This is a genomic window from Gordonia aquimaris (assembly GCF_026262595.1).
Taxonomy (GTDB): domain Bacteria; phylum Actinomycetota; class Actinomycetes; order Mycobacteriales; family Mycobacteriaceae; genus Gordonia; species Gordonia tangerina.
Map to the genome: position 1 here is coordinate 53,104 of NZ_JAPKFM010000014.1, position 20,022 is coordinate 73,125.

The window sequence follows — 20,022 nt, forward strand, 5'->3', positions numbered from 1 at the left end:
CCCCCAGGTCACCGACTCAGCGCTCGCGCGACACGGTGTCCCACGACATCTCGCCGTGGTCCGAACCCAATCCTGTTGCCACGATTCCGGCCACCGCGCAACCGATCTCGGCCGACTCGAGCAGGGAGAGTCCGTGTACGCGCGCGGCGAGGAAACCGGCCGAGAAAGCGTCGCCGCAGCCGCTCGTGTCCACGACGTCGACATCGTGTGCGGCTGCGTGGTCGGTGGTCTCGGCGGTAACCACATAGGCGCCGTCTGCGCCGGCGGTCGGTGCCACGGTTGCGACGCCGCGATCGATCAGCCGGCGACAGGCGGCCACCAGATCGCTCTCGCCGGTCAGTCCACGTATCTGGTCGTCGTTGGGCAACAGGTAGTCGAGGTGGGGCAGCACCGGTTCGAGCCAGGCGAGGACACCCGGATCGCCGTCGGTGAGGATGTCGGCGGACACGGTGACACCGGTTGCGCGGATGTCGGCGAGCAGCGGCGCCAGCTCCGGCGGGTTGAGCAGTTCGGGAGCACCTACGTGGACGTGATCGACCGTGGTCAGCAGGTCGCGAGGTGCATCGGGAAGGGGGTAGGCGAGGTTGGCGCCCGGAACATGCAGCGCCGGCCGGTCACCGTTGCTGCGAATGGGCAGCACGCTCATCGAGGTCGGCTGGGCGACGGCCACCAGGTGGTCGGTGTGCACGCCGAACCGTCCGAGCATCATCCTCAGCATGCCGGCGGGGTCGTCGTCGCCGACCGCGCCTACGGTGTGGACCTCGACGCCCAGTTTGGCCAGGGTGATCGCGGTGCCGCCGGCCGGGCCGGCCGCCGACATCCGGATACTCTGCACCAGCACGGCACCCTGACCGTCCGGGATCTCATCGACCGGTTGTGCCAGCACGTCGAGAACATGCGCGCCGAGCGTCGCTATCCTCATGTCTTCCTCCCGGGAAATGGTGAGTACTGTCGTTGCAGCGCCGTGGCGATCACCTCGACGACCTCGTCGGAGGTAAGGGATGCCGGCGTCGCCACCGCAGCCGAACGCAGGTAGATGTCGGCCAGCCAATCGACGAGTTCGATACGCTCGCAGGCCATGTCGATGTCATCGCCATAGGCGACCGATCCGTGGTTGCGCATCAGCGCCGCAGTCCGGTCGATTAACGCGGCGGCCACCGCGTCGCCGAGTGCCTCGCTGCCGAAGACCGCGTAGGCGGCCACCCGGACCGACCCGCCGGTCAACGCCGCCGTGTAGTGGACCACCGGCAACTCGTCGACGATGTTGGCCACCGCGATCGACGCCACCGGGTGGGCATGGGCGACCGCGCGTGCCGTTGTGCGCCGGTAGATGTCGAGGTGGATTCGCAGTTCCGACGTCGGGCGGTGGACGGTGTCCTCGACGACCGTACCGTCGAGATCGACGAGGACCATGTGGTCGGCGGTGACGTCGGCCAATCGGCAGCCCGACGGCGTCAAGATCACGGTGTCGCCACACCGGATCGACAGGTTGCCACCGGTACCGTGTGTCATCCCGGTCCGGTGCAGCCGGTGCGCTGCAGCGGCCAAGGCGGTGCGTTCGTCTACGAAGGACAGCGGCCCGGACGGGTCGTGGCCGGAGGATGCATCGCTGGGGGACACGTCGGTGAGCGTACGCGACCGGTGTCGGTCGAACAGCCGAAGTCGTGGTGGCGACGAGTGCTCGGCGGTCCTTCGAACGAACGAAACCCCGTCGAGCCGGAACCCCGACGCCTGCCGGTGCGTCCAAACTTCGTGGGGATCGACGATGGGAGCGTGATGCGGGGAGAACGTCTCACCGATCTACGACAGCTGATCAGGTCGCGACTGGCGCCGGGGTTCACCGACCTCGACGAGGTCGAGTCCGACGCGCGCGATTGGGCCGAGGACAACGGTGCGTCGGCCGACGAGGTGACCGCCGAGGTACGACGAATGTGGGTCGCCCGACGTGCGGACGAGGCTGCGTGGAACGACACCGGTGACTTCGGCCGGTTGAGTGCCGCGTTCGCCGAACTCGATGCCGCAGGCGTCCTGGCCCGGATGAACTTCGCCTGCTGCGCGCGCTGTGCGACTGCGCTCATCGACGCCGAACGCACCCCGGCGCCCGAGCGCGACGACTGGTACAAGTTTCGTGAGTGGGCCTATGTCTTCTTCGCCGAGGCCGACGCAGGCCACATCGCCGACGACGACCCTGTTCTGTCCCTGTCCTACAGCGGTTTCCGGCCGCACGAATCCGTATCGGAATCGGTACTGGATGCGATGTCGGACGGCGACACCGACGCCGAACACCTCGCCTACGAGCAGACCGAGACGATGTTGGCCGAACAGATCGTCGCAGTGCTGCGCAGCCACGACCTCGAGGTGATCTGGTCGGGCGGACATCATGACCGGATCGATGTGCGGATCGGTGCCTGGCGCAAGCCGTTGCCGGGTGCGCCCGAGTAGGCAGAGCGCCGGGTGCGCACAGCGGTGGGTGGTGCCACCGCCATCCGAGCTGTCACACGTCGATGCCGAATTCCTTGATCTTGCGGTAGATCGTGGCGCGTGAGATACCCAGCGCGGCAGCGGCGGCCGGTTTGTGCCCACCGTTTTCCTCTAGGCTTCGGATGATCGCGTCGCGTTCCATGGCCTCGATCCGGGTGAGCGTGTGTCGACTGAGGGCGCGGCACGTCGGCGGAAGCTGGTTCACGTCGATGACACCGGATCGTTGGTGGGTGACGATCTGGCGCAGGATCTGCCGGAGTTCGGCGACGTTTCCGGGCCAGCTGTACTTGGTGAGCTGACGCATGGCCGCCGACGACACCGTCAGCTCGCGTCCGCGGGTGAGTTGCCGCAGCAGCGCCGGGATCAGGTCGTGCAGATCTTCGATGCGATGGCGCAGTGGCGGGATGGGCACCGTGTGGGTGAAGAACGGGAGCAGGATGGCCGCGGCATCCGCGTCGTGCAGTGCATCGACGGTCACATCGCCGACTGTCACCCCCACCCAGCCGGCCCCTTCGCGGCCCTGCAGCATGTCGGCGATCGTGGCCAACGTGTCGCCGTCGAGCGTGTCGATGTCGCGCAGTATCACGCTGAAGTCGTCCCGGTCGAGTTCGCTGTCGAGGGCGTCGAGGGACTCCGGTATCTGGAGATCGGCCGCCGCAAACACCCGAACGTTGCCCCGGGTCAGGGCGGCTCCGGCGCGCAGCACAGTGGATCGTCCGGTGCCGGTCTCGCCGGACACGGCGAGCCAGTCACCCGCGCGGAGGTAGCGGACCACCCGATCACAGGACTGATGCCACGACGAACTACGCCCCACGACGCCGGGCAACGCCGAGCCGCGGCGCCGGGCCATGGGCGGTTCTGTGTGTTTGCCGGTATCGATCAGGTGCACGTGGAAGATGGCCATTCCCGCTGTTTCATCCCAGAACTCTGGGATCGGTGACAGTCGCGCGACCCGCCCGCTGGCCATCGTGCCGACCCGGCGCGATGCCGTGGTGTCGAGCGTCTGATCGACGGCGTGCTCGAGCAGCGAGATCTGATCTTGGGGATCGATGGCCAGCCGCAACCGCCGATTCATCAGCACGACCTCGCCCGCGATGGCCAACACCATCATCTGCGGTGCACGTCGACAGGTGGTCAGGTATGCGTTCAGCAGCCGCGACTCGCGTTCGCTCGCCTGGGACAGCATCCGCTGTTCGATCTGTGCCGTCGCCGACTTCGCGAGCGACAGCAACAACGGGCCGCCGTCGTCGGCGAGTCCGGTGAGATCGAGCGCACCCACACACGTCCCGGACACGGGGTGCACGATCGGCACCCCTGCGCAGGACAGGTCGGCGAGGACCCCGGCGTAATGCTCGGAGCCGCGGACCAGGGTGGCCTGCCGATTCTCCAGTGCGGTCCCGATCCCGTTGGTGCCGGCGTGTTCCTCGCGGTAGCTGTAGCCGGGGGCCAGACTCACCTCGTCGAGCCTGCGCTCGAGCGGCCGATGTGCCGTGGCCCGCGACAGCACGACCCCATCCGCGGAGGTCAGGATGATGCTGACCGGTTCGGCGGACAGGTCGTCGGCGAGCTGTCGGATGACTGGACGGGCCGCGCTGACCAGCGGACTCTCCAGGTTCGGTTCGCGCACGAACGGTAGTTCCAGACGATCGGCGTGCACGTTGAAGTCACGCGATCGGCGCCACGACGTCGAGATGCTCTCGCGTACCCCGACCGGCATGTTGTCGTCGGACAGGAATCGCTCCCGTGCCGCAGCGACCGCGGTCGGTGGTTTCGGTGATGTCGGCTGAAATCCCACAGACAAACAAACTCCTCTGTGATGTGGACCGCGCTGTGATGCGGATCTCACACCGGTTCGAGTCTAACGTCTCGCGCACCGCACAGAACCCTGGTTATGCGGTCATCGTGGCGAGGAGGGCCGGCCGCGATCAACGCCGCGAACGCACTCGTCCGGATCGCGGCCGGCCCAGTTCAGGGGAGGCCCGCGCGGGGCCCGCCGGTCAGTAGATGTTCGACGGCCGCACCATCCCTTCGGCCAGGTCGCCGAAGCCGGGCGCATCGATCGCGCCGGGATGGGTGAGCACCTCCTCCACCACTGCGGTCTCGGTGGTGATCAACAGCGCCGCGATGGATGCGGCGCTCTCCAGTGCTGCCCGCGTCACCTTGCACGGGTCGATCACACCTTCGTCGAACATGTCGCCGTACCCACCGGTCAGCGCGTTGAAGCCGTGCCCGATGGGCAGTCCGGTCACTACACGCACCACCTCGTCCCCGTCGAATCCGGCGTTCATGGCGATCCAGCGCAGCGGTTCGGCGAGTGAGCGCCGCACCACGTCGATGCCGACCGCTTCGTCGGCGACCGCTTCGGCACCCACCGGGTCGCCATCGGTGGTCAATGCCTCCAGCGCGCGATGGGCTTGGGCGAGGGCCGTGCCGCCGCCGGACACGATGCCTGCCTCCACGGCTGCTCGCGTCGCGGCCAGTGCGTCCTCGACGCGGAGCATGCGTTCCTTGAGTTCGACGCTGGTGACGCCGCCGACCCGGATGACGGCCACCCGGCCGGTCAGCCGCGCGATCCGCAGTTCGAGGGCGTCGCGGTCGGCATCGATACGGGCCCGACCGAACTGTGCCTCGAGCTGCCCGACTCGTGCGTCGACCATCGACTGGTCGCCATGCGCGCCGACGATCGTGGTCTCGTTCTCGGTGACCGTGACCCGGTCGCAGGTGCCCAGAAGCTCGAGCGAAACCTCCGAGAGCTCGAGTCCGGTGTCCTTGGCGATCACCTGCCCGCCGAGCGCTATCGCGAGGTCCTCGAGTTCGGCGACCCGCCGGTGTCCGAAACCGGGGGCTCGCACCACCACCGATTGCATCGTCTTGTGCATGTTGCCGCCGACCAGCAGTTGCAGGGCAGGACCGTCGACCTCCTCGGCCAGGACCAGCAGCGGCCGGTCGGCACGCTTGGCCGACTCGACGGCGGGCATGATCTCCTGCACCGAGGTGATCTTCTTGTTCGTCAGCAGCACGACCGGGTTGTCGAGGACGGCCTCCATGCGTTCGTGGTCGGTGACCATGTAGCCGGAGATGTAGCCGTGGTCGAACTCGATCCCGTCGACCACGTCGACGGACAGTCCGAGGGCGTCGCTCTCCTCGGTGGTGATCACACCGGTGCGGCCGACATGCTCGACAGCCGACGCGATCACTGCCCCGATGACCTCGTCGTCGCTGGCGGCCAGACTGGCGATCCGTTCGAGATCGGCCCGGCCGCCGATCTGCACGGCCTGATCGGTCAGCGCGTCGATCACGGCGGCGACCGCTCGTTCGATACCGCGGCGGACGCGCATCGGGTTGGCGCCCTGATCGACGGCACGTAGGCCTTCGCGGACCATGGCCTGCGCCAGCACCGTGGCGGTGGTGGTGCCGTCGCCGACCACCCCGTTGGTCTTCATGGCGACTTCTTTGACCAACTGGGCGCCCATGTTGGCGAAGGGATCTCGCAGTTGGATCTCCCGGGCGATGGTGACCCCGTCGTTGGTGATGGTGGGTGGGCCGGTGAGCTTCTCGAGGACCGCGTTGCGGCCCTTGGGTCCGAGGGTCACCTTGACTGCGTCTGCCAGGGCGTTGACGCCCCGTTCCAGCCGTAGCCGCGCTTCGGCGTTGTAGCGCAACTCTTTGGCCATGGTGTCACTGCCTTTCGTGATTTGTTTTGGGAATCAGGGGATGAGAATGGCGCGACCACGTACTCGGCCGGCGTCGAGGTCGTCGATCGCCTGCTGATAGTCGTCGAGGGCATATTTGGTCGTGTGTAGCGTGACCTTGCCCTGGGCGGCCAGGGTCATCAGCTCGGTCAGGTCGTTGTAGGACCCCACGAGATTGCCGATGAAGTTGATCTCCGTGGAGATGACGTCGATGGTGGGGACGTCGATGTTCTCGCCGTATCCGACGACGAAATAGTTGCCGGCGCGACGCAACATCGCGATACCTTCCGCGGTGGCGCCGCCCTCGCCGACGAAGTCCAGCACTGCTTCGGCACCGTGACCGCCGGTCATCTCGAGGATCTGCTGCACATGTGTGCCGTCGGCGACAATGCCGTGATGCGCCCCGACCTCGACCGCCAATTCCACTGCGGCCGGGTTGCGGTCGACGACGACGATGGTGACTCCCGAGATGGCGTCGAGCACCTGGATGCCGATGTGGCCCAGACCACCCGCACCGATCACCACACAGGTGTCGCCGGGCCGGGTCATGCGCGCGACCTTCGCCGCGGCGTGGTAGGCGGTGAGGCCGGCATCGGCCAGTGCCGCCACATCCGACGGCTGCAGTGAGTCGTTGATGCGGACGACACTGCGTGCGGTTGTCTTCAGATACTCGGCGTAGCCACCGTCGGTGTCGATTCCAGGGAAATCGCTGTTCTCACAATGGACGTCGTCGCCATCGCGGCAGGCCCGACACAATCCGCAGGTGATGAGCGGGTGCAGGATGACGGTGTCGCCGACGGCCACATTGGTGACGGCATCACCGACCGCATGCACCCAACCGGCGTTCTCGTGGCCGATCGTGTACGGCAACGTCACTTGGCTCTTCTCGGCCCACTGGCCTTCCAGGATGTGCAGATCGGTGCGGCACACCCCGGCCCCGCCGATCTTCACGATCACATCGAGGGGGCCGGTGATCTCCGGATCGGGGATGTCGGTGAGCTGTAGCTTGTCGTGGTATCCGACCACCTGGACGGCTTTCATGATGTTCTCCTCGGCGATCGCAGGTCGGTGATGACCGGGCCGCTGCGGCCATCGCAGTCGGTGTCGTCGGCGTATCGTGTGGCCAACAGGCCTCGGCAGAAATGCCCGTTGCCCTCGATGGAGATCCGGACCGATCGGGCGAAGCGCAGGGCCATGGCGATGTCGTCGCGTGCGACGGGATGGCCGTCGTCATCGACGAGGACAAGACTGTTGGGGCACAGGCTCAGCCCAGCGTTCACCCGACGGCGTAGCAGCGCGGCTTTCGCCGGCCCCGGCGGCAGATCCCGCACCGTGAGATGCCCTAGGTCGGCGATGGTGACCTCGCCGGACGCCAGCAGCGCGGATACGCAGCGCTCCATGGCGGCGGTGTGTGCCTTGCGGACGAAGATTTCCCGTAGCTCGTCGAGGCTGTCGTCGGCCTCCGCTCCGAAAGTCCCCACATAGCCCGCCTCCGCGGCCAGACCTGCGTTGATCTTGTCGCTGTCGTGGTGGTCGTCGAGTAGCACACGGACCAGTCCGATGTCGTCGATCTGATGCAATGCGTCCTGTGCGTCGGAGGCCATCAGATAGGCGAAATTGGGTGAGCAGAACGACGTGGGAAGCCGTAGGTGCACGGTGACGCCGTCGTCGTCGATCAGGATGGAGCGGACGAAGTTGAGGTCGGTGATCGGTTCGTCGAGCTCGGGATCGACCACCGTGCCCAGCGCGGCGAGGACGGCGTCGGTGACCGTGGTGGTCACCGGCCCGTCGGCCACCGCGGTCATGCGCTCACCGCGTCTTTGGCGCCGGCTGCGACTTCCACACCGGGGTCTGCGGCATCGGTGGGAATTCGCAACTCCTCTGGCACTTCGATGTTGGGATACAACGCGGCCGCGTTGAGGCCCAGGATCTTCTTCTTCTGTTCGACGGTGATGGGCGCGTATTCCGTCATGTCCTCAGGGATCTGGAAGTCGACGAATCGCTCGACCAGCCACTGCGGGGTCCACAGCGCGTAGTCGGAGGCGAACAGGATCTTGTCTTCGCCGATCCAGTAGAGGAGTTCGCCGATGATCTGGGCGAAGTAGCGCGGTCGGGTGTGGATGAACGGGATGGCAACGGCCAGGCCGCCGTACACGTTCGACTCCTGGGTGGCGATCCAGCAGAAGTCCTCCAACCGGGGCAGACCGACGTGTTCGATGATGAAGTTCAGGTCGAGATAGTCGGTGGCCACCTTGTCGACGTCGGCGACGTCGAAGGCATCGCGATCCAGCGGCCGGATGGTTGGCCCCTTGTGCACGTGGACGTTCTTGATGCCCAGCTCGATACATTCTTCGAGGTACCGTCGCGACCACGGGTCGTCGAGTTTGTATCCGCGTGAGTCGCCGTGCCATTCGGCGGTGTAGAGCTTGACGCCCTGCAGCTGCATGGTCTCGGCGTCGCGCCGGAGTTGGACCAGGCCCTGCTCGCCGTCCCGCGGATCGTAGGCGTGGTTGTAGGTCAGTTTGTCCGGATTGTCTTGTGCCAGCTTGAGTGAGTCGTCGACCTGGGCGAACCCGTTGACGTAGAACTCGCGCAGAATGGTGGCTTGGAAGATGGCGTGGTCGACCGGCCCGTTGACGAACAGATCGTTCCACAGCCGATCTGCGCCGTAGTAGCAATAGGTGTCGTAGTCCCAGACCTGTTCCTCGGGGCTGAGGTTCTTGTGATAGTCGTAGAAGCAGTCGATGAACTGCTTGCCGTGGATGTTGCGCTGATTGGATTCGCGGCCATCCCACAGGTGGACATGGCCGTCGACGATGAAGTACTTGTCGCCGTTCTTCTCGTACATGCTTCTCACTCGTTCTCTCTGTTGGGCTGGAACAGGTCGGGGTGGAGATCACCGCCCGGGTGTGGGGAGCCACCCCCGGGCGGTGAGGTTCACGAGGACGCGGTCAGGTCGAAACCGATGAAGTCCGCGGCGTCCTCGGGGCTGGCGAACAACATCGTGCGGTCGTCGAGGTGGACCATGCGTCCGTAATGCGTAGAGCTGATCTCCTCGAAGACCGATCCGTCGAAGTCCTGGCCGAGGGCGTCGGTCAGTTCGTCGTAGTCGAAATCGAGACGGTTGACGCCGTCGACGCGGATCATCGACGGGTATTCGGTGAGTTCCACGCCTTCCTTTGCGCCCATGACGTCGGCGACCACCCGGCCGATCGGCGTGTTCATGAGCGTCACACCGCACATGTTGGAGAACTCGGTCTCGGCTCCGAATTGCATACTGGTGCTCACTGGTTCAACTCCTCGGGGATGTCGGCGTCGATGGATTCGAGGACGCTTCGGAACTTGGCGATCGCGGCGTCGAGGCTGGCGGCGAAGGTCACCGGCTTGTCGGCAGGCTGCGACCAGATCGGTTGCAGTGCCCGGGCCGCATCCAGACAACGCGGCACCCAGACGGCCATCCACTCGTTCAGCAAGGCCTTGTTGGACTCGCCGTAGGTCTCGTCGCGGGTGAGGATGCGGAAGAGGTTGCGGGTGTAGGCGAGATCGCGGTCGTAGTCGTACTCGCCGGTGCCCACGATGGTGGGGGTGATGTAGTCGCCGTTGCCCGCGGCCACCTGCATGACGAGTTCGGAACGGAACAGCGAACCCACCAGCTGCTCGAAGACGATGTTGGTCGCGAACAGCAGCTGGCACCAATCACCGACCGCCGTCAGTCGCTCCACCGTCTCCCGTACGGGTTGCCACTCGGGTGCGTTCATCCACACATCACGATGTGCGCTGCCGTCGAAATCGTCCTCCGCCTCGGCGAGGTCGAGGTTGAACAGGGCCAGATCCTGTGCGAACCGCATCTTGTGGGCCGCGTTGACCGCGACGGCGGTGTTGATCATGTTGGTCGGGCCGGACCGCTGGATGGAGGTGAACACATGGAGCGCGAGGCCGTTCTCCGCGTGCATCCAGGCACCGAGGTTGCGTTCGATGAACTTCAGCCACGGCTTGTTCCACACGTCGTAGGCGCGGGCGCGTTTGGCGTTCTGCAGGCACAGGTCCACCTGGTGTACGACTGCCGAGTTGTTCCGGTAGATGGTCTGATCCCATTCCTCGTTGGGATCGAGAAAGGCATGCCAGTTGCTGGATTTCGTGGCCGTCCATTCCTGCGGGTAGCCGCCCGGTCCGTCGCCGAACCCGTAGATCCACCCTTGTGTCAGGTGACGTTCCGGGTCTGGCTGGACGTCGACGGTGACGTCCTCGTAGGTGGTCGCACGCTTCTTGGCCGGCTGATAGTAGTTGTACTTGCGGCTCTTACTGCTCGGGAATTCCTTGGCGCCGGCTTCGGCGTCGGTGAATTCGATGGAGGGGAAGCTGCGTTCCCGCGGTTCGGTTGGTGCGGACATACCTTTCGTTCCTGTCGTTCGGGCTTCTAGTCGAAAGCCGGGCTGGTGAACTTGTCGTAGAAGATCTGGTCCCTGGGCACTCCGGCCGTCTCGGCGAGGGCCAAGGCGGCGTCGACCATCGGGGGCGGCCCGCAGAAATACACCTCCGTTCGCGCTAGGTCGGGTTCGCATCCCTTGACGATGTCGGTGACGTTGCCTTCGACCACGTGCACGCCGTCACCGACGTCGGCCATGGATTCCGACAGGCATGCGGTGAACGAGAAGTCGGCGATCTTTGCACCGAGAGAGGCGATCTCGTCGAGATAGAAGAGGTCGGCGGCCGTCCGCGCGCCGTAGTAGAAGCGCACCGGACGGTTGATCTCGTTCTCGCTGATGTGGCGCAGAAGCGATAGCAGGGGGGCCATGCCGGCGCCGCCGCCGATGGCCACGATCGGGAGCACATGGCCGCTGCGCAGCGTGCACGACCCGTACGGACCGTTGACCATGATCTCGTCGCCGACGGAGAGTCCCTCCTCCAACATCCCGGCGAAGAGGCCTCCGGCGTACTTCTTGATGACGAACTCGAGTTTGTCCGGCGTCTGCTGAGTGGTCGCGATGGAGAACGACCGCTTCTCGTCGGTGCCCGGGATGAAGAGGTCGACGTACTGACCGGACTTGAACTCGAATGCCGCGGGCTCCACGACGTCGAGGCGCAAGGACACGATGTCGCGGGTCAGCGGTTCGATCGCGGTGACCCGGGTGCGGACATCCTGGATCGGTGCGCCGCCGAGCAACTCGTCCTCGTCGAAGTTGAGCAGTTCGATGTCGCAGTCGCTGTATGCGTATGTCCGGCAGAGGAGTACGTACCCCTCGGCCTCTTCGGCGTCGTTGCACGCGAACGTCGAGTAGTCGTCCATCTGGACGTCACCGTCGAGCATGTATGACTTGCATGCCGAGCACCGACCTTCGCGACATCCGTGCATGAGGTGGATGCCCTGTCGGAACGCGGCGTCGAGGATGGTCTCGTCCTCGGTGACCTCCATCTCGATGTCGACGGGTTCGAAGTTGATGCGGTGGGTGTCGGCCACGGGTTCTCCTGTGTGAGTGGTGGTGTGGCGTGGTCTCGATACGTTCCTCGCCTAGCGGCTCGGAACTACTCGACCACCGGTTGGGCTGGTGGACCCCCGGTTCGCTGGTCGAGTAGCCGGCGAGCCGCTAGGCGAGGCGGCGTATCGAGACCACCTGGCAACCCGCGGCCTCAGGCGGGGACTGCCCCGTTGCGGTTGGCCTTGTATGCCGCGACATGCGCGTCACGCTCGGCGTCCGACATCTCGTTCAGCAACACATTCGGACTCTGGAAGGTGTTGCCGCGGACATCGTCCAGCGTCCACATCTTCTTCGGATCGAGATCGAGGTGCGGTTGCGGGATCAGCGTCTTGCCGTCGTCGCGGACATAGCCGAGGTCCTTGATGATGTCGGCGAGGTCCTTGCCGTGGTGCAGGGTCTCCCATTCGCGGAAACCGGTGAGGCGACCCATGTTCGGTGTCTCACGGCCCTCGTACTCGCCGCGGAAGGCGGTGGTGTCGGTCCACGCACAGGTTTCCGAGCAGTAGGTGCGCCACTGGCCGTCGACCTTGTCGGTGACCATGTCCTCACGGATCACGCACGGCACCATGCAGGTCCAGCAGCGGTGCGGGTACTCGTAGTCGACATCCTCGAAGGCGATCGGCTTGTTGCGACCCGGGTAGGCGAGACGGTTGTAGTTCTCCCACCACTTGCCGAACTTGTTGTACCACCCGGGGTACTTCTCTTCGAACCACTCGAAGTCCTTGTCGGTCATGGCGTCGATGCGCCAGTAGTTGACCGGCCAGCCGGTGGCGAAGAAGCGGGCCACCTCGTGCACGTAGTGCTTGTCGACGATGCGCTTCCACGCCTCCTCCACCAGATCGTGCGGAATCGTCAGACCGTACTTCTCCAGCGGCAGAAGATAACTGCGGTAGTAGTCGTCGTAGATCCAGCGACGCCACATCTCCGCGTAGCTCTCCCGGTCCTTGCGCCGGTCCTTGGTGCCGTACTCGATGAAGGTGCCGATGGCGGCGTCGACGACGCAGTGGTTGTTCCACCACGCGTAGCGCAGGTCGCGCTCGAGCAGCGGGCGGTTGCGCTCGTCGGCCAACGCCATCAACAGGATGGAGTAGCCGTTGGAGATGTGGCGCGACTCGTCGGACTGCACCGAGTGGAAGACGGTGGGCAGCAGGTAATCACCGTTGGCGGCCGCCTCATCCGGCATCGCGACGAACAGGGTGTTGGTGAAGGCGGTCTCCGCGACAACCGTCAGGTAGATGTTGGCTGCGGTGATCGCGTCACCGGTGATGAACCCCTCGCCGAACTGGCGGCCGATGGTGCCGGCGTAGTTGTTGGCGAACGCCTTCTCGGTGATGTCGAAGCCGGCGGGATCGATGTAGTTGTTCATGTACAGCTTCTTGAGGTTCATCTGGATCGTCGAATGACGAACCTCGTCGATCATCTGTACGGCGAGACCGTTGTGGATCTCCGGGTTGGGGACCGCATCGATGGCCATTGGCATCGCACGCGCTGCGGAGATCTCCGGGAACGGGATGATCGACAGGAACAGCTTCTGCCATTCCAGCCACCGTTCCTGGACCTGCCGGAACATGTTGCCGCGGATGGCGCCGTCCATGGCGCCGTAGACGCGATTGTCCTTCTCCTCCTCCATCGGGAAGTAGGACCGCATGATCTGCTTGAGAGGGTCCTTCTTCGGAGCCTTCTCGAAGGTGTAGTCGGTGCCGAACCGGGTCGCCGGTGTCGCGAAGGTGGGCTCCCACGACAACTCGGTGATCTTCGCATGTGCTTTGGTCAAGCTCTGCCTGCTCAATGTGCGCCTCCTCGTGAGAAGGCCGACGAGGTGCCGGCCTGCTGGGCTGGAGCGCCTCCGATGTAACCCTGTGATTCAGGTCATATGCGTCTCAGTGTGAGACGGCGAGCACATTGATCTGGCGTGGTCGGGCATACCTGCAGGTCAGCGCATTCCTACCCGGGCGTGATCATCAAGGCGAGGTGCACTTCAGGGCGTCGTACACGGCGGTCTCGAATCCGAGATACGCATTCAGCGCCGTCGGATCGAAGAACGGGAACAGCTGCGTTGCCCAGAAGCCACCGATCCTGCTGCGCCGGTCGATCCAGAAGTAGAGATTGGCCAACCCGGCCCAGCTGAGGGCGCCGGCCGGCCGGCCGGTGGGCACGGGCTCTTCGTTGATCATCGCCGTCAGCCCCCACGTCTTCGGCACGCCGGGGAAGAACTCTGCGTCGTGGGACAGCGCTGGGATCGCGCCGTGCAGCCGGTCCACCCGCCGGTCGCCGAGCTGATCGCGTTCGGCCATCTCGATCGTCTCGGGCCGCAGGATCTGATCCCCGCCGTCCGACAGACCGTCGTTGAGCCACATCCGGATGAAGGCGAGGTAGTCGCGGACCGTCGAATACAGTCCATGGCCGCCCATGTGCAGTTCCGGTTCGTCGGGCAGTGCCCATTTCCGGTTGGTCTTGAGACCACCGTCGGGCGTGCGGTGATGCATCAGCGCACGCCGGCCGGACATCTCGCCGGTGAGTGTGAACGCCGTGTCGGCCATGCCGAGCGGGGAGAACACGCGCTCGCTCATCACCTCGCCGAGCCGCCGGCCGGTGATGCCCTCCACAACCTGCCCGGCCCAGTCGACGTTGCTGCCGTAGCACCACGACGTGCCCGGATCGAACAGCAGCGGTGTGGTCAGCGACTCGCGGGTGGCACTGATGGTGCCGGGCACACCGTGCTCCTGGGCCAGACGGCGATAGGACTCGTCGAAGAAGTCGTACCCGAATCCAGCCGTATGCGTGAGTAACTGGCGAGTCGTGACAGCCGATCGCGGCGCGCGCAACCGTGGATTCCCGTTGCCGTCGAAGCCCTCGAGGACGGCCACGTCGCCCAACCGCGGTGCATAGTCGGCGGCCGGTGCGTCGAGGTCGAGGCTGCCGTCCTCCACGAGCTGCAGCGCAACCGTCGCCGTGATCGTCTTGGTGGTCGAGAAGAGTGCGAAGACACTGTCTGTGGTCACTGCCTCGGTAGTCTTTGCCTCGGTGGCCACTGGGTCGGTGACGATCGGGTCGGACGTCGAGGCGAGGGCGCCGTCGACCGCGCGCACTCCGCCGGCGGTCAGTGAGAGGAGCTTCTCGGCGGAGGTGGTGCCGGCGACGACGCCCGGTAACCGGGGGGCGCCGGCGGTCGCTGCGGCGACAGCCGTCTCGGTAGCCGCGACGATGGCTGCCGTGTCGACCTCGTACGGACTGCTCACCTTGTCATCCTCCTCGAACCCGGCCCCCGACAGATCCCCTCCATACGATCGGCAGTGTATGTGTGCGGCGCACGACAGCCGACGGCCACGCCCCGGTCAGGGATGCAGCGAGCCCACGAAGTCGCCGAGCCGCCGCAGCCCCTCGGTCAGATCGTCCGTCGAGGCGGCATAGGACAGGCGGACGTGGTCGTCGGCGGTGTGATGTCCGAAGTCCTTGCCCGGTGTCAGGGAGACGTGTGCCTGCGCCAACGCCCGGTCGCAGAACTCAGCCGAGGTCAGGCCGGTGGGGGCGACGTCGATGTAGACGTAGAACGCGCCGTCGGGCGCGACCGGCACCGACAACCCGATCCGACGCAGACCATCGATCACCAGTTCGCGGCGGATGCGGAACTCGGCGCGGCGCGCCTCGGTGAGTGCGAGCGATTCGTCGGTGAAGCACTCCAGGGCGGCGTATTGGGCGGGTGTCGGCGGGCAGATGTAAAAGTTCTGCGCCAAGCGTTCGAGTACCGGCACCATCTGCTCGGGCACGATGCACCACCCGAGCCGCCACCCGGTCATGCCGAAGTACTTGGAGAAACTGTTGATCACGATCGCGTCAGGATCTGCGGCGAGGATGCTGCGTGGCGGGTGGCCGTCCGAGTCGTCGGCCAATCCGAGGTAGATCTCGTCGACGATACGCCATCCGCCGCGGGTGCCCACTTCGCCACAGAGGCCGGCCAACTCGTCGAACGGCACCGACGTGCCGGTCGGGTTCGACGGGGAGGCCACCATCACGCCCCGCGTCCGCTCTCCCCAGGCGTCGGCGACCAACTCGGTCGTGAGTTGGAAGCGGGTCGACGGTGTCGTCGGTATCAGTCGGACTCGCGCACCGTAGCTCTCGGCGAAGCGGCGATTACATGGATAGGACGGATCGGCGACCAGCACCTCGTCACCCGGATCGATCAACGCCGCACAGCTCAGCAACAGTGCGGCCGACGCCCCCGAGGTCACCACCACCCGGTCGGGGTCGACCTCGCATCCGAAGTGTCGTGAATAGAACCCGGCGATCGCCGACCGCAGCTCGGGTAGGCCGAGCGCTGCGGTGTAGGCCAGCTGACGGCCGTCGGTGAGGTCGCGTACCGCCGACAGGAACGCCGGTGGCGCACCGAAATCGGGCTCGCCGATGCTGAGTTTCACGACGTGGTGGCCCGCCGCCTCCAACTGCGCGGCACGCTTACCGAACTCCATCGCGTAAAAGGGCGCGACCGCCTCGGCCCGCTGCGAGAACCTCATGGCGCCATTGTGCTCTGGCGCCGAGGTCGAGCGGGTCCAGGGGTCGCGCCCTGCGTACGGCAGATGGTGTCCGGACCGACCTCCTGTCACGGACGGTCCGACCTCATCACGGGATGTAGTTGAACTCGTCCGGGTTCGGTCCGCGACGACGGTCCTTGTTCATCCCGTCGATGGCGGCCATGTCCTCAGGTGAGAGGTCGAAGTCGAACAACGCGAAGTTCTCCTCGACGCGTGAACGGGTCACCGACTTCGGGAACACGATGTCGCCGCGCTGGATGTGCCACCGCAAGGTGACCTGTGCCGGGGTGCGGTTCTTCTCGCCGGCGATCTTGGTGAGGACCGGGTCGTCGAGGACGTCGCCCTGCGCGATCGGCGACCACGCCTCGGTGGCGATTCCATGCTCGGAATTGAACGCGCGCAATGAATTCTGAATCAGATAGGGGTGCACCTCGATCTGATTCACCGCGGGCACCACGTCGGTCTCGGCGAACAGTCGCTCGAGGTGGGCCTGCTGGAAGTTCGACACGCCGATGGCGCGGGCCTTGCCCTCGGAATGGATCTTCTCCAGTGCGCGCCACGTCTCGACATAGTCGACATCGATGCCGGGCAACGGCCAATGGATGAGGAAAAGGTCCACGGCCTCGACACCGAGGTCGGCCAGCGTCTGTTCGGTGGCGCGCAGCGCGTCGTCGTGGGCGTGGTAGCCGTTGTTGAGCTTGCTGGTGACGAAGATCTGGTCACGAGGGATGCCGGATTCGGCGACCGCCTGACCGACCTCCTTCTCGTTGCCGTACATCTCGGCGGTATCGATGTGGCGGTAACCCACTTCGAGCGCGGCAAGGGTGGCGGCCTTGGTGTCCTCCGGCGGTATCTGGAATACGCCGAAGCCCAGCTGTGGGATCTCGACGCCGTTGTTGAGGGTGATGGTGGGTACTGACATGGGTGATGTCACCTTCCTCGTCAAATCGAAAATTGCACCGTTCTGTGTGGTCGTACCCGGTGGTCTCAGGGCACGAGGATGAATTTGCCTCGCGGATGGCCGATCTCGAGCTCGGTGAGCGCGACCGCGGCGTCGGCGAGCGGGAACGTCTTGGCCACTTCGGTGACCAGCGAACCGTCGGCGGCGCTCGCGATCAACGGTTCCACCGCTTCGGCACGATGGCGGCGACTACTCGGTGTGCTGCCGTTGACCAGGACGATGCCGTCGGACGCGCGGCCGAATGCGGCGATGCTGACGATCTTGCCGGGGTTGTCGACGAGTTCGAGCGATGTGTCGATCGCCTCGTCGGTACCGGTGGTGTCGATCACCGATGTGATCGGACCCGGAGCGGCATCGCGGACGCGGTCGAGCAACCCGTCGCCATAGGTCACCGGGATCGCCCCGAGGGACCGAAGATGATCGTGGTTGCGCGCAGACGCAGTCGCGAGCACAGTCGCACCTGATGCCCGGGCCAATTGGATCGCGATGACGCCGACCGCCCCCGATCCGCCGTGGACCAGGACGACGTCCCCACTCTCGACGTGTGCGGTGCGTACGGCGTCGGCTGCGGTGACCCCCACCAACAGGAGGCCGGCCGCATGCTCGAAATCGAGCTCGTCGGGGATGCGGTGCACGGAGGTCAGGTCGGCCGCCAGCCGGTCGGTGTAAGCGCCCTGGGCTCGATAGACGATCACCCGGTCCCCGACGGACAACATGCCGTCTGGGGTCACGGCGCCGTCGCCGACCGCCGAGATCACCCCGGCTGCCTCGAAACCGATCGGCAGCGGCAGTCGGGAATGGTCTCCGCCCATCTCACCTCGGACTGTCTTGGCGTCGGCAGGGTTCACCCCGATCGCCTTGGTCTCGACGATCGCATGGCCCGGGCCGGGCAACGGTGGCTCCGTCTGCACCAGCTCCAAGGCCTCGGCGGGGGGACCGTAACGGGTCGCGACGATTCTGTGGGCCATGCCCCGTTCAAGGTCGCGACGCCCCCGGAGTATTCCAGCAGTCTCGGACTCACTGGTGACGGGCGCGATAGGGGACAATCGGCCGAAGCCTCGAGGTGCTCGCGGCAGGCCTGGTGCAGGTGGGCTCGGTGGGCACATATTGAGTGGGCAAGTACTTGGTGGGCACGTGATGACCAGGAGGAAACAGCATGACGCTCATCCCCAGCGGACGCCGCCGACTGCGCCCGGAGGGCGACGCGGTGGAGTTCACCCGCACCTATCGCACACCGATTTCAGACGTCTGGGCGGCAGTGACGGAATCGGACAGACTGGCCCGGTGGATCGGGTTCTACACCGGTGACCCGACGCAGGGTTACGTCCAGTTCACCATGAATGCGGAGGGCGAGGACAACATGATCCCCGTGCGCTACGACATCCGTCGGTGCGAACCGCCGCGAGTCCTCCAGATCCGCGCCACCGACGACTTCGGCACCTGGGATCTGGTCGTGGAGATGGTCGAGGCCGACGGCATCACCACCGTGACTCTCGCTGAGATGGTCAACGACCCGACGGCGATCGAGAACACCGGACCGGGCTGGGAGTACTACCTGGACAGGCTGACTGCCGTGATGCTAGAAACCGACCCGGCCGCAGCCGATTTCGACGACTACTATCCGGCGCAGCGCGAGTACTACCGGCTCATCCAGCAAGCGATCGTCGACGACGCGACGTCGGCGAACTGATCAGAAGAACCCGATCAGCGACGAAACCAGGCTGCCTGATCGTCGCGCAGCGCCTTGTCGATGCGCAGCCGAGAAGTGGTGGCCAGGTCAGCGGGCAAGGCGTCCGGAGAGAACCACTCGACGGCGATGTTCTCGTCGTCGGCGGGCTGTGGCTCCCCGTCACGGTGGCGGGCGAGGAAGCAGACATCGAGATACTGCGTCTGATCCCCGTTCGGATAGGTGATCATCGGGGTGACGTCGACACTGGTCAGCCGCTGCACTTCGGCGCGTACCCCGGTCTCCTCGGAGATCTCGCGCAGGATCGCACGTGCGGGCTCCTCCCCGGGTTCCAACACCCCCGACACCACCGCCCACTGACGGGTGTCGGCGCGGTGGGTCAGCAGTATTCGTCCATCGGAGTCGAGTACGACGGCACTGACGCCGGAGAGCCACAGTGGGCGGTGGCCGACGTGATGGCGCAGATCGCGGATGAATTCGGGAATCGGCACCCGTTCATCCTGCCGGTGCCGACGGAACCCGGCAAAAGGCGAGGTCGGGCGCGCGCGACGGAATTGTCGGTGCCAAGTGATTCACTGACCGCGATTCACTCACAGGAGGTGCGCACATGGACGAGTACCAGCCCGACCACACCGACGATCATGCCGATCGACGTCGACCGGACCGGCACCCGGCACACGCCGGACATCGCGCCCGGCGGCGGGCCGTGGACTGGCCGGCGATGGAGCGGTGGCTGGTGGAGTCGATGGCCGACATGGGGCGCGCTGCGATCCTCGACATCGGTCCGGCCGTTGCGCACCCCGACGACGAACATGACGTCGACTGCGCGCAGATCCAGGTGCTGGCCTCGCAGACCTATCTGGTCCGGTTGTCGACGACGCTGATGTCCGTACCGCTGCTCGCCTCGCAGACCGTCGGTCGCGACGCCCTCGACAGGTGGTTCTACGACGACACCTTCGCCGACTGCACCCACGGATTCCTGATGAGCCGTTCACGGCGGCGGGTCGCCGAGATCGTGGTCACCTGGTTCCGGGATCGGTGCGGATTCGCGGCGCCGGATGAGTTGGGATGCTCCTATCAGGCCTCGACCATCCTGCCGAGATCAGCGCCGACCGACCCCTCGGCGCAGCGTCAGGGATACCCCTGAGCTTTCCCCGATTTCGCCTGCAGACAGGTGATTTTTCGCGCCAACCGG

Annotated in this window: 19 protein-coding genes; 3 read left to right on the forward strand and 16 right to left on the reverse strand. The window is 65.6% G+C overall.

The window, feature by feature from the left end; genetic code table 11:
- Positions 1 to 16: 16 nt before the first annotated feature.
- Positions 17 to 922 (reverse strand): carbohydrate kinase family protein, encoded by a 906-nt coding sequence (locus OSB52_RS14085; protein WP_235725072.1) that lies wholly within the window; start codon positions 920 to 922, stop codon positions 17 to 19.
- Positions 919 to 1,620 carry a class II aldolase/adducin family protein gene (locus tag OSB52_RS14090; RefSeq protein WP_308191723.1) on the reverse strand — a complete coding sequence of 234 codons (702 nt, stop codon included), beginning with the start codon at positions 1,618 to 1,620 and terminating at the stop codon, positions 919 to 921. The genes OSB52_RS14085 and OSB52_RS14090 overlap by 4 nt, the downstream gene beginning before the upstream one ends.
- A gap of 156 nt (positions 1,621 to 1,776) precedes the next feature.
- On the opposite strand from OSB52_RS14090, the gene OSB52_RS14095 reads away from it, so the two are divergent.
- A complete protein-coding gene (locus OSB52_RS14095) occupies positions 1,777 to 2,442 on the forward strand; it encodes a DUF6891 domain-containing protein (protein ID WP_372512434.1) in 666 nt (221 codons plus the stop codon).
- Positions 2,443 to 2,494: 52 nt separating this feature from the next.
- Here the strand turns inward: OSB52_RS14095 and OSB52_RS14100 are convergent, their stop codons facing one another.
- The 13 genes from OSB52_RS14100 to OSB52_RS14160 all read right to left on the reverse strand — a co-directional run bounded on the left by OSB52_RS14100 (position 2,495) and on the right by OSB52_RS14160 (position 18,108).
- A complete protein-coding gene (locus OSB52_RS14100) occupies positions 2,495 to 4,276 on the reverse strand; it encodes a sigma-54-dependent Fis family transcriptional regulator (protein ID WP_504925957.1) in 1,782 nt (593 codons plus the stop codon).
- Positions 4,277 to 4,478: 202 nt separating this feature from the next.
- Positions 4,479 to 6,155 (reverse strand): chaperonin GroEL, encoded by a 1,677-nt coding sequence (groL, locus tag OSB52_RS14105; protein ID WP_266062308.1) that lies wholly within the window; start codon positions 6,153 to 6,155, stop codon positions 4,479 to 4,481.
- Positions 6,156 to 6,188: 33 nt separating this feature from the next.
- The gene (locus OSB52_RS14110) at positions 6,189 to 7,214 is read right to left on the reverse strand and encodes an NAD(P)-dependent alcohol dehydrogenase (protein WP_266062310.1); all 1,026 of its coding nucleotides are present in this window, start codon (positions 7,212 to 7,214) and stop codon (positions 6,189 to 6,191) included.
- Entirely contained in the window at positions 7,211 to 7,978 is a 768-nt protein-coding gene (locus OSB52_RS14115; protein ID WP_235725068.1) for an iron-sulfur cluster assembly protein, read from the reverse strand. The genes OSB52_RS14110 and OSB52_RS14115 overlap by 4 nt, the downstream gene beginning before the upstream one ends.
- On the reverse strand, positions 7,975 to 9,021 hold the full coding sequence (locus OSB52_RS14120) for an amidohydrolase family protein (protein WP_235725067.1): 1,047 nt from the start codon (positions 9,019 to 9,021) through the stop codon (positions 7,975 to 7,977). Before OSB52_RS14120 ends, OSB52_RS14115 begins: the two co-directional genes overlap by 4 nt.
- 89 nt (positions 9,022 to 9,110) lie before the next feature.
- On the reverse strand, positions 9,111 to 9,449 hold the full coding sequence (gene mimD / locus OSB52_RS14125) for a propane 2-monooxygenase effector subunit MimD (protein WP_266062396.1): 339 nt from the start codon (positions 9,447 to 9,449) through the stop codon (positions 9,111 to 9,113).
- 8 nt (positions 9,450 to 9,457) lie between these two features.
- Positions 9,458 to 10,564, reverse strand: coding sequence for an aromatic/alkene monooxygenase hydroxylase subunit beta (locus OSB52_RS14130; protein ID WP_266062312.1), 1,107 nt, complete (start codon positions 10,562 to 10,564; stop codon positions 9,458 to 9,460).
- Between the two features lie 26 nt (positions 10,565 to 10,590).
- A complete protein-coding gene (locus tag OSB52_RS14135) occupies positions 10,591 to 11,631 on the reverse strand; it encodes a 2Fe-2S iron-sulfur cluster-binding protein (RefSeq protein WP_235725065.1) in 1,041 nt (346 codons plus the stop codon).
- 170 nt (positions 11,632 to 11,801) lie between these two features.
- Positions 11,802 to 13,439 (reverse strand): aromatic/alkene/methane monooxygenase hydroxylase/oxygenase subunit alpha, encoded by a 1,638-nt coding sequence (locus OSB52_RS14140; protein ID WP_266062313.1) that lies wholly within the window; start codon positions 13,437 to 13,439, stop codon positions 11,802 to 11,804.
- 172 nt (positions 13,440 to 13,611) lie between these two features.
- The gene (gene acmB / locus OSB52_RS14145) at positions 13,612 to 14,889 is read right to left on the reverse strand and encodes a methyl acetate hydrolase AcmB (protein ID WP_266062315.1); all 1,278 of its coding nucleotides are present in this window, start codon (positions 14,887 to 14,889) and stop codon (positions 13,612 to 13,614) included.
- 96 nt (positions 14,890 to 14,985) lie between these two features.
- Positions 14,986 to 16,161 (reverse strand): pyridoxal phosphate-dependent aminotransferase, encoded by a 1,176-nt coding sequence (locus OSB52_RS14150; protein ID WP_235725063.1) that lies wholly within the window; start codon positions 16,159 to 16,161, stop codon positions 14,986 to 14,988.
- Positions 16,162 to 16,267: 106 nt separating this feature from the next.
- Complete coding sequence (locus tag OSB52_RS14155) at positions 16,268 to 17,101, reverse strand: aldo/keto reductase (protein WP_266062318.1); 834 nt, start codon at positions 17,099 to 17,101, stop codon at positions 16,268 to 16,270.
- Positions 17,102 to 17,166: 65 nt separating this feature from the next.
- Positions 17,167 to 18,108, reverse strand: a complete 942-nt coding sequence (locus OSB52_RS14160; protein WP_266062321.1) for an NADP-dependent oxidoreductase — start codon at positions 18,106 to 18,108, stop codon at positions 17,167 to 17,169.
- A 188-nt stretch (positions 18,109 to 18,296) separates the two neighbouring features.
- On the opposite strand from OSB52_RS14160, the gene OSB52_RS14165 reads away from it, so the two are divergent.
- Positions 18,297 to 18,830 carry an SRPBCC family protein gene (locus OSB52_RS14165; protein ID WP_266062323.1) on the forward strand — a complete coding sequence of 178 codons (534 nt, stop codon included), beginning with the start codon at positions 18,297 to 18,299 and terminating at the stop codon, positions 18,828 to 18,830.
- 14 nt (positions 18,831 to 18,844) lie between these two features.
- Here OSB52_RS14165 and OSB52_RS14170 read toward each other — a convergent pair whose 3' ends face one another.
- A complete protein-coding gene (locus OSB52_RS14170) occupies positions 18,845 to 19,318 on the reverse strand; it encodes an NUDIX hydrolase (RefSeq protein ID WP_266062325.1) in 474 nt (157 codons plus the stop codon).
- Positions 19,319 to 19,434: 116 nt separating this feature from the next.
- On the opposite strand from OSB52_RS14170, the gene OSB52_RS14175 reads away from it, so the two are divergent.
- Positions 19,435 to 19,974 (forward strand): hypothetical protein, encoded by a 540-nt coding sequence (locus tag OSB52_RS14175; RefSeq protein WP_235725058.1) that lies wholly within the window; start codon positions 19,435 to 19,437, stop codon positions 19,972 to 19,974.
- The last annotated feature ends 48 nt before the right edge of the window (positions 19,975 to 20,022 follow it).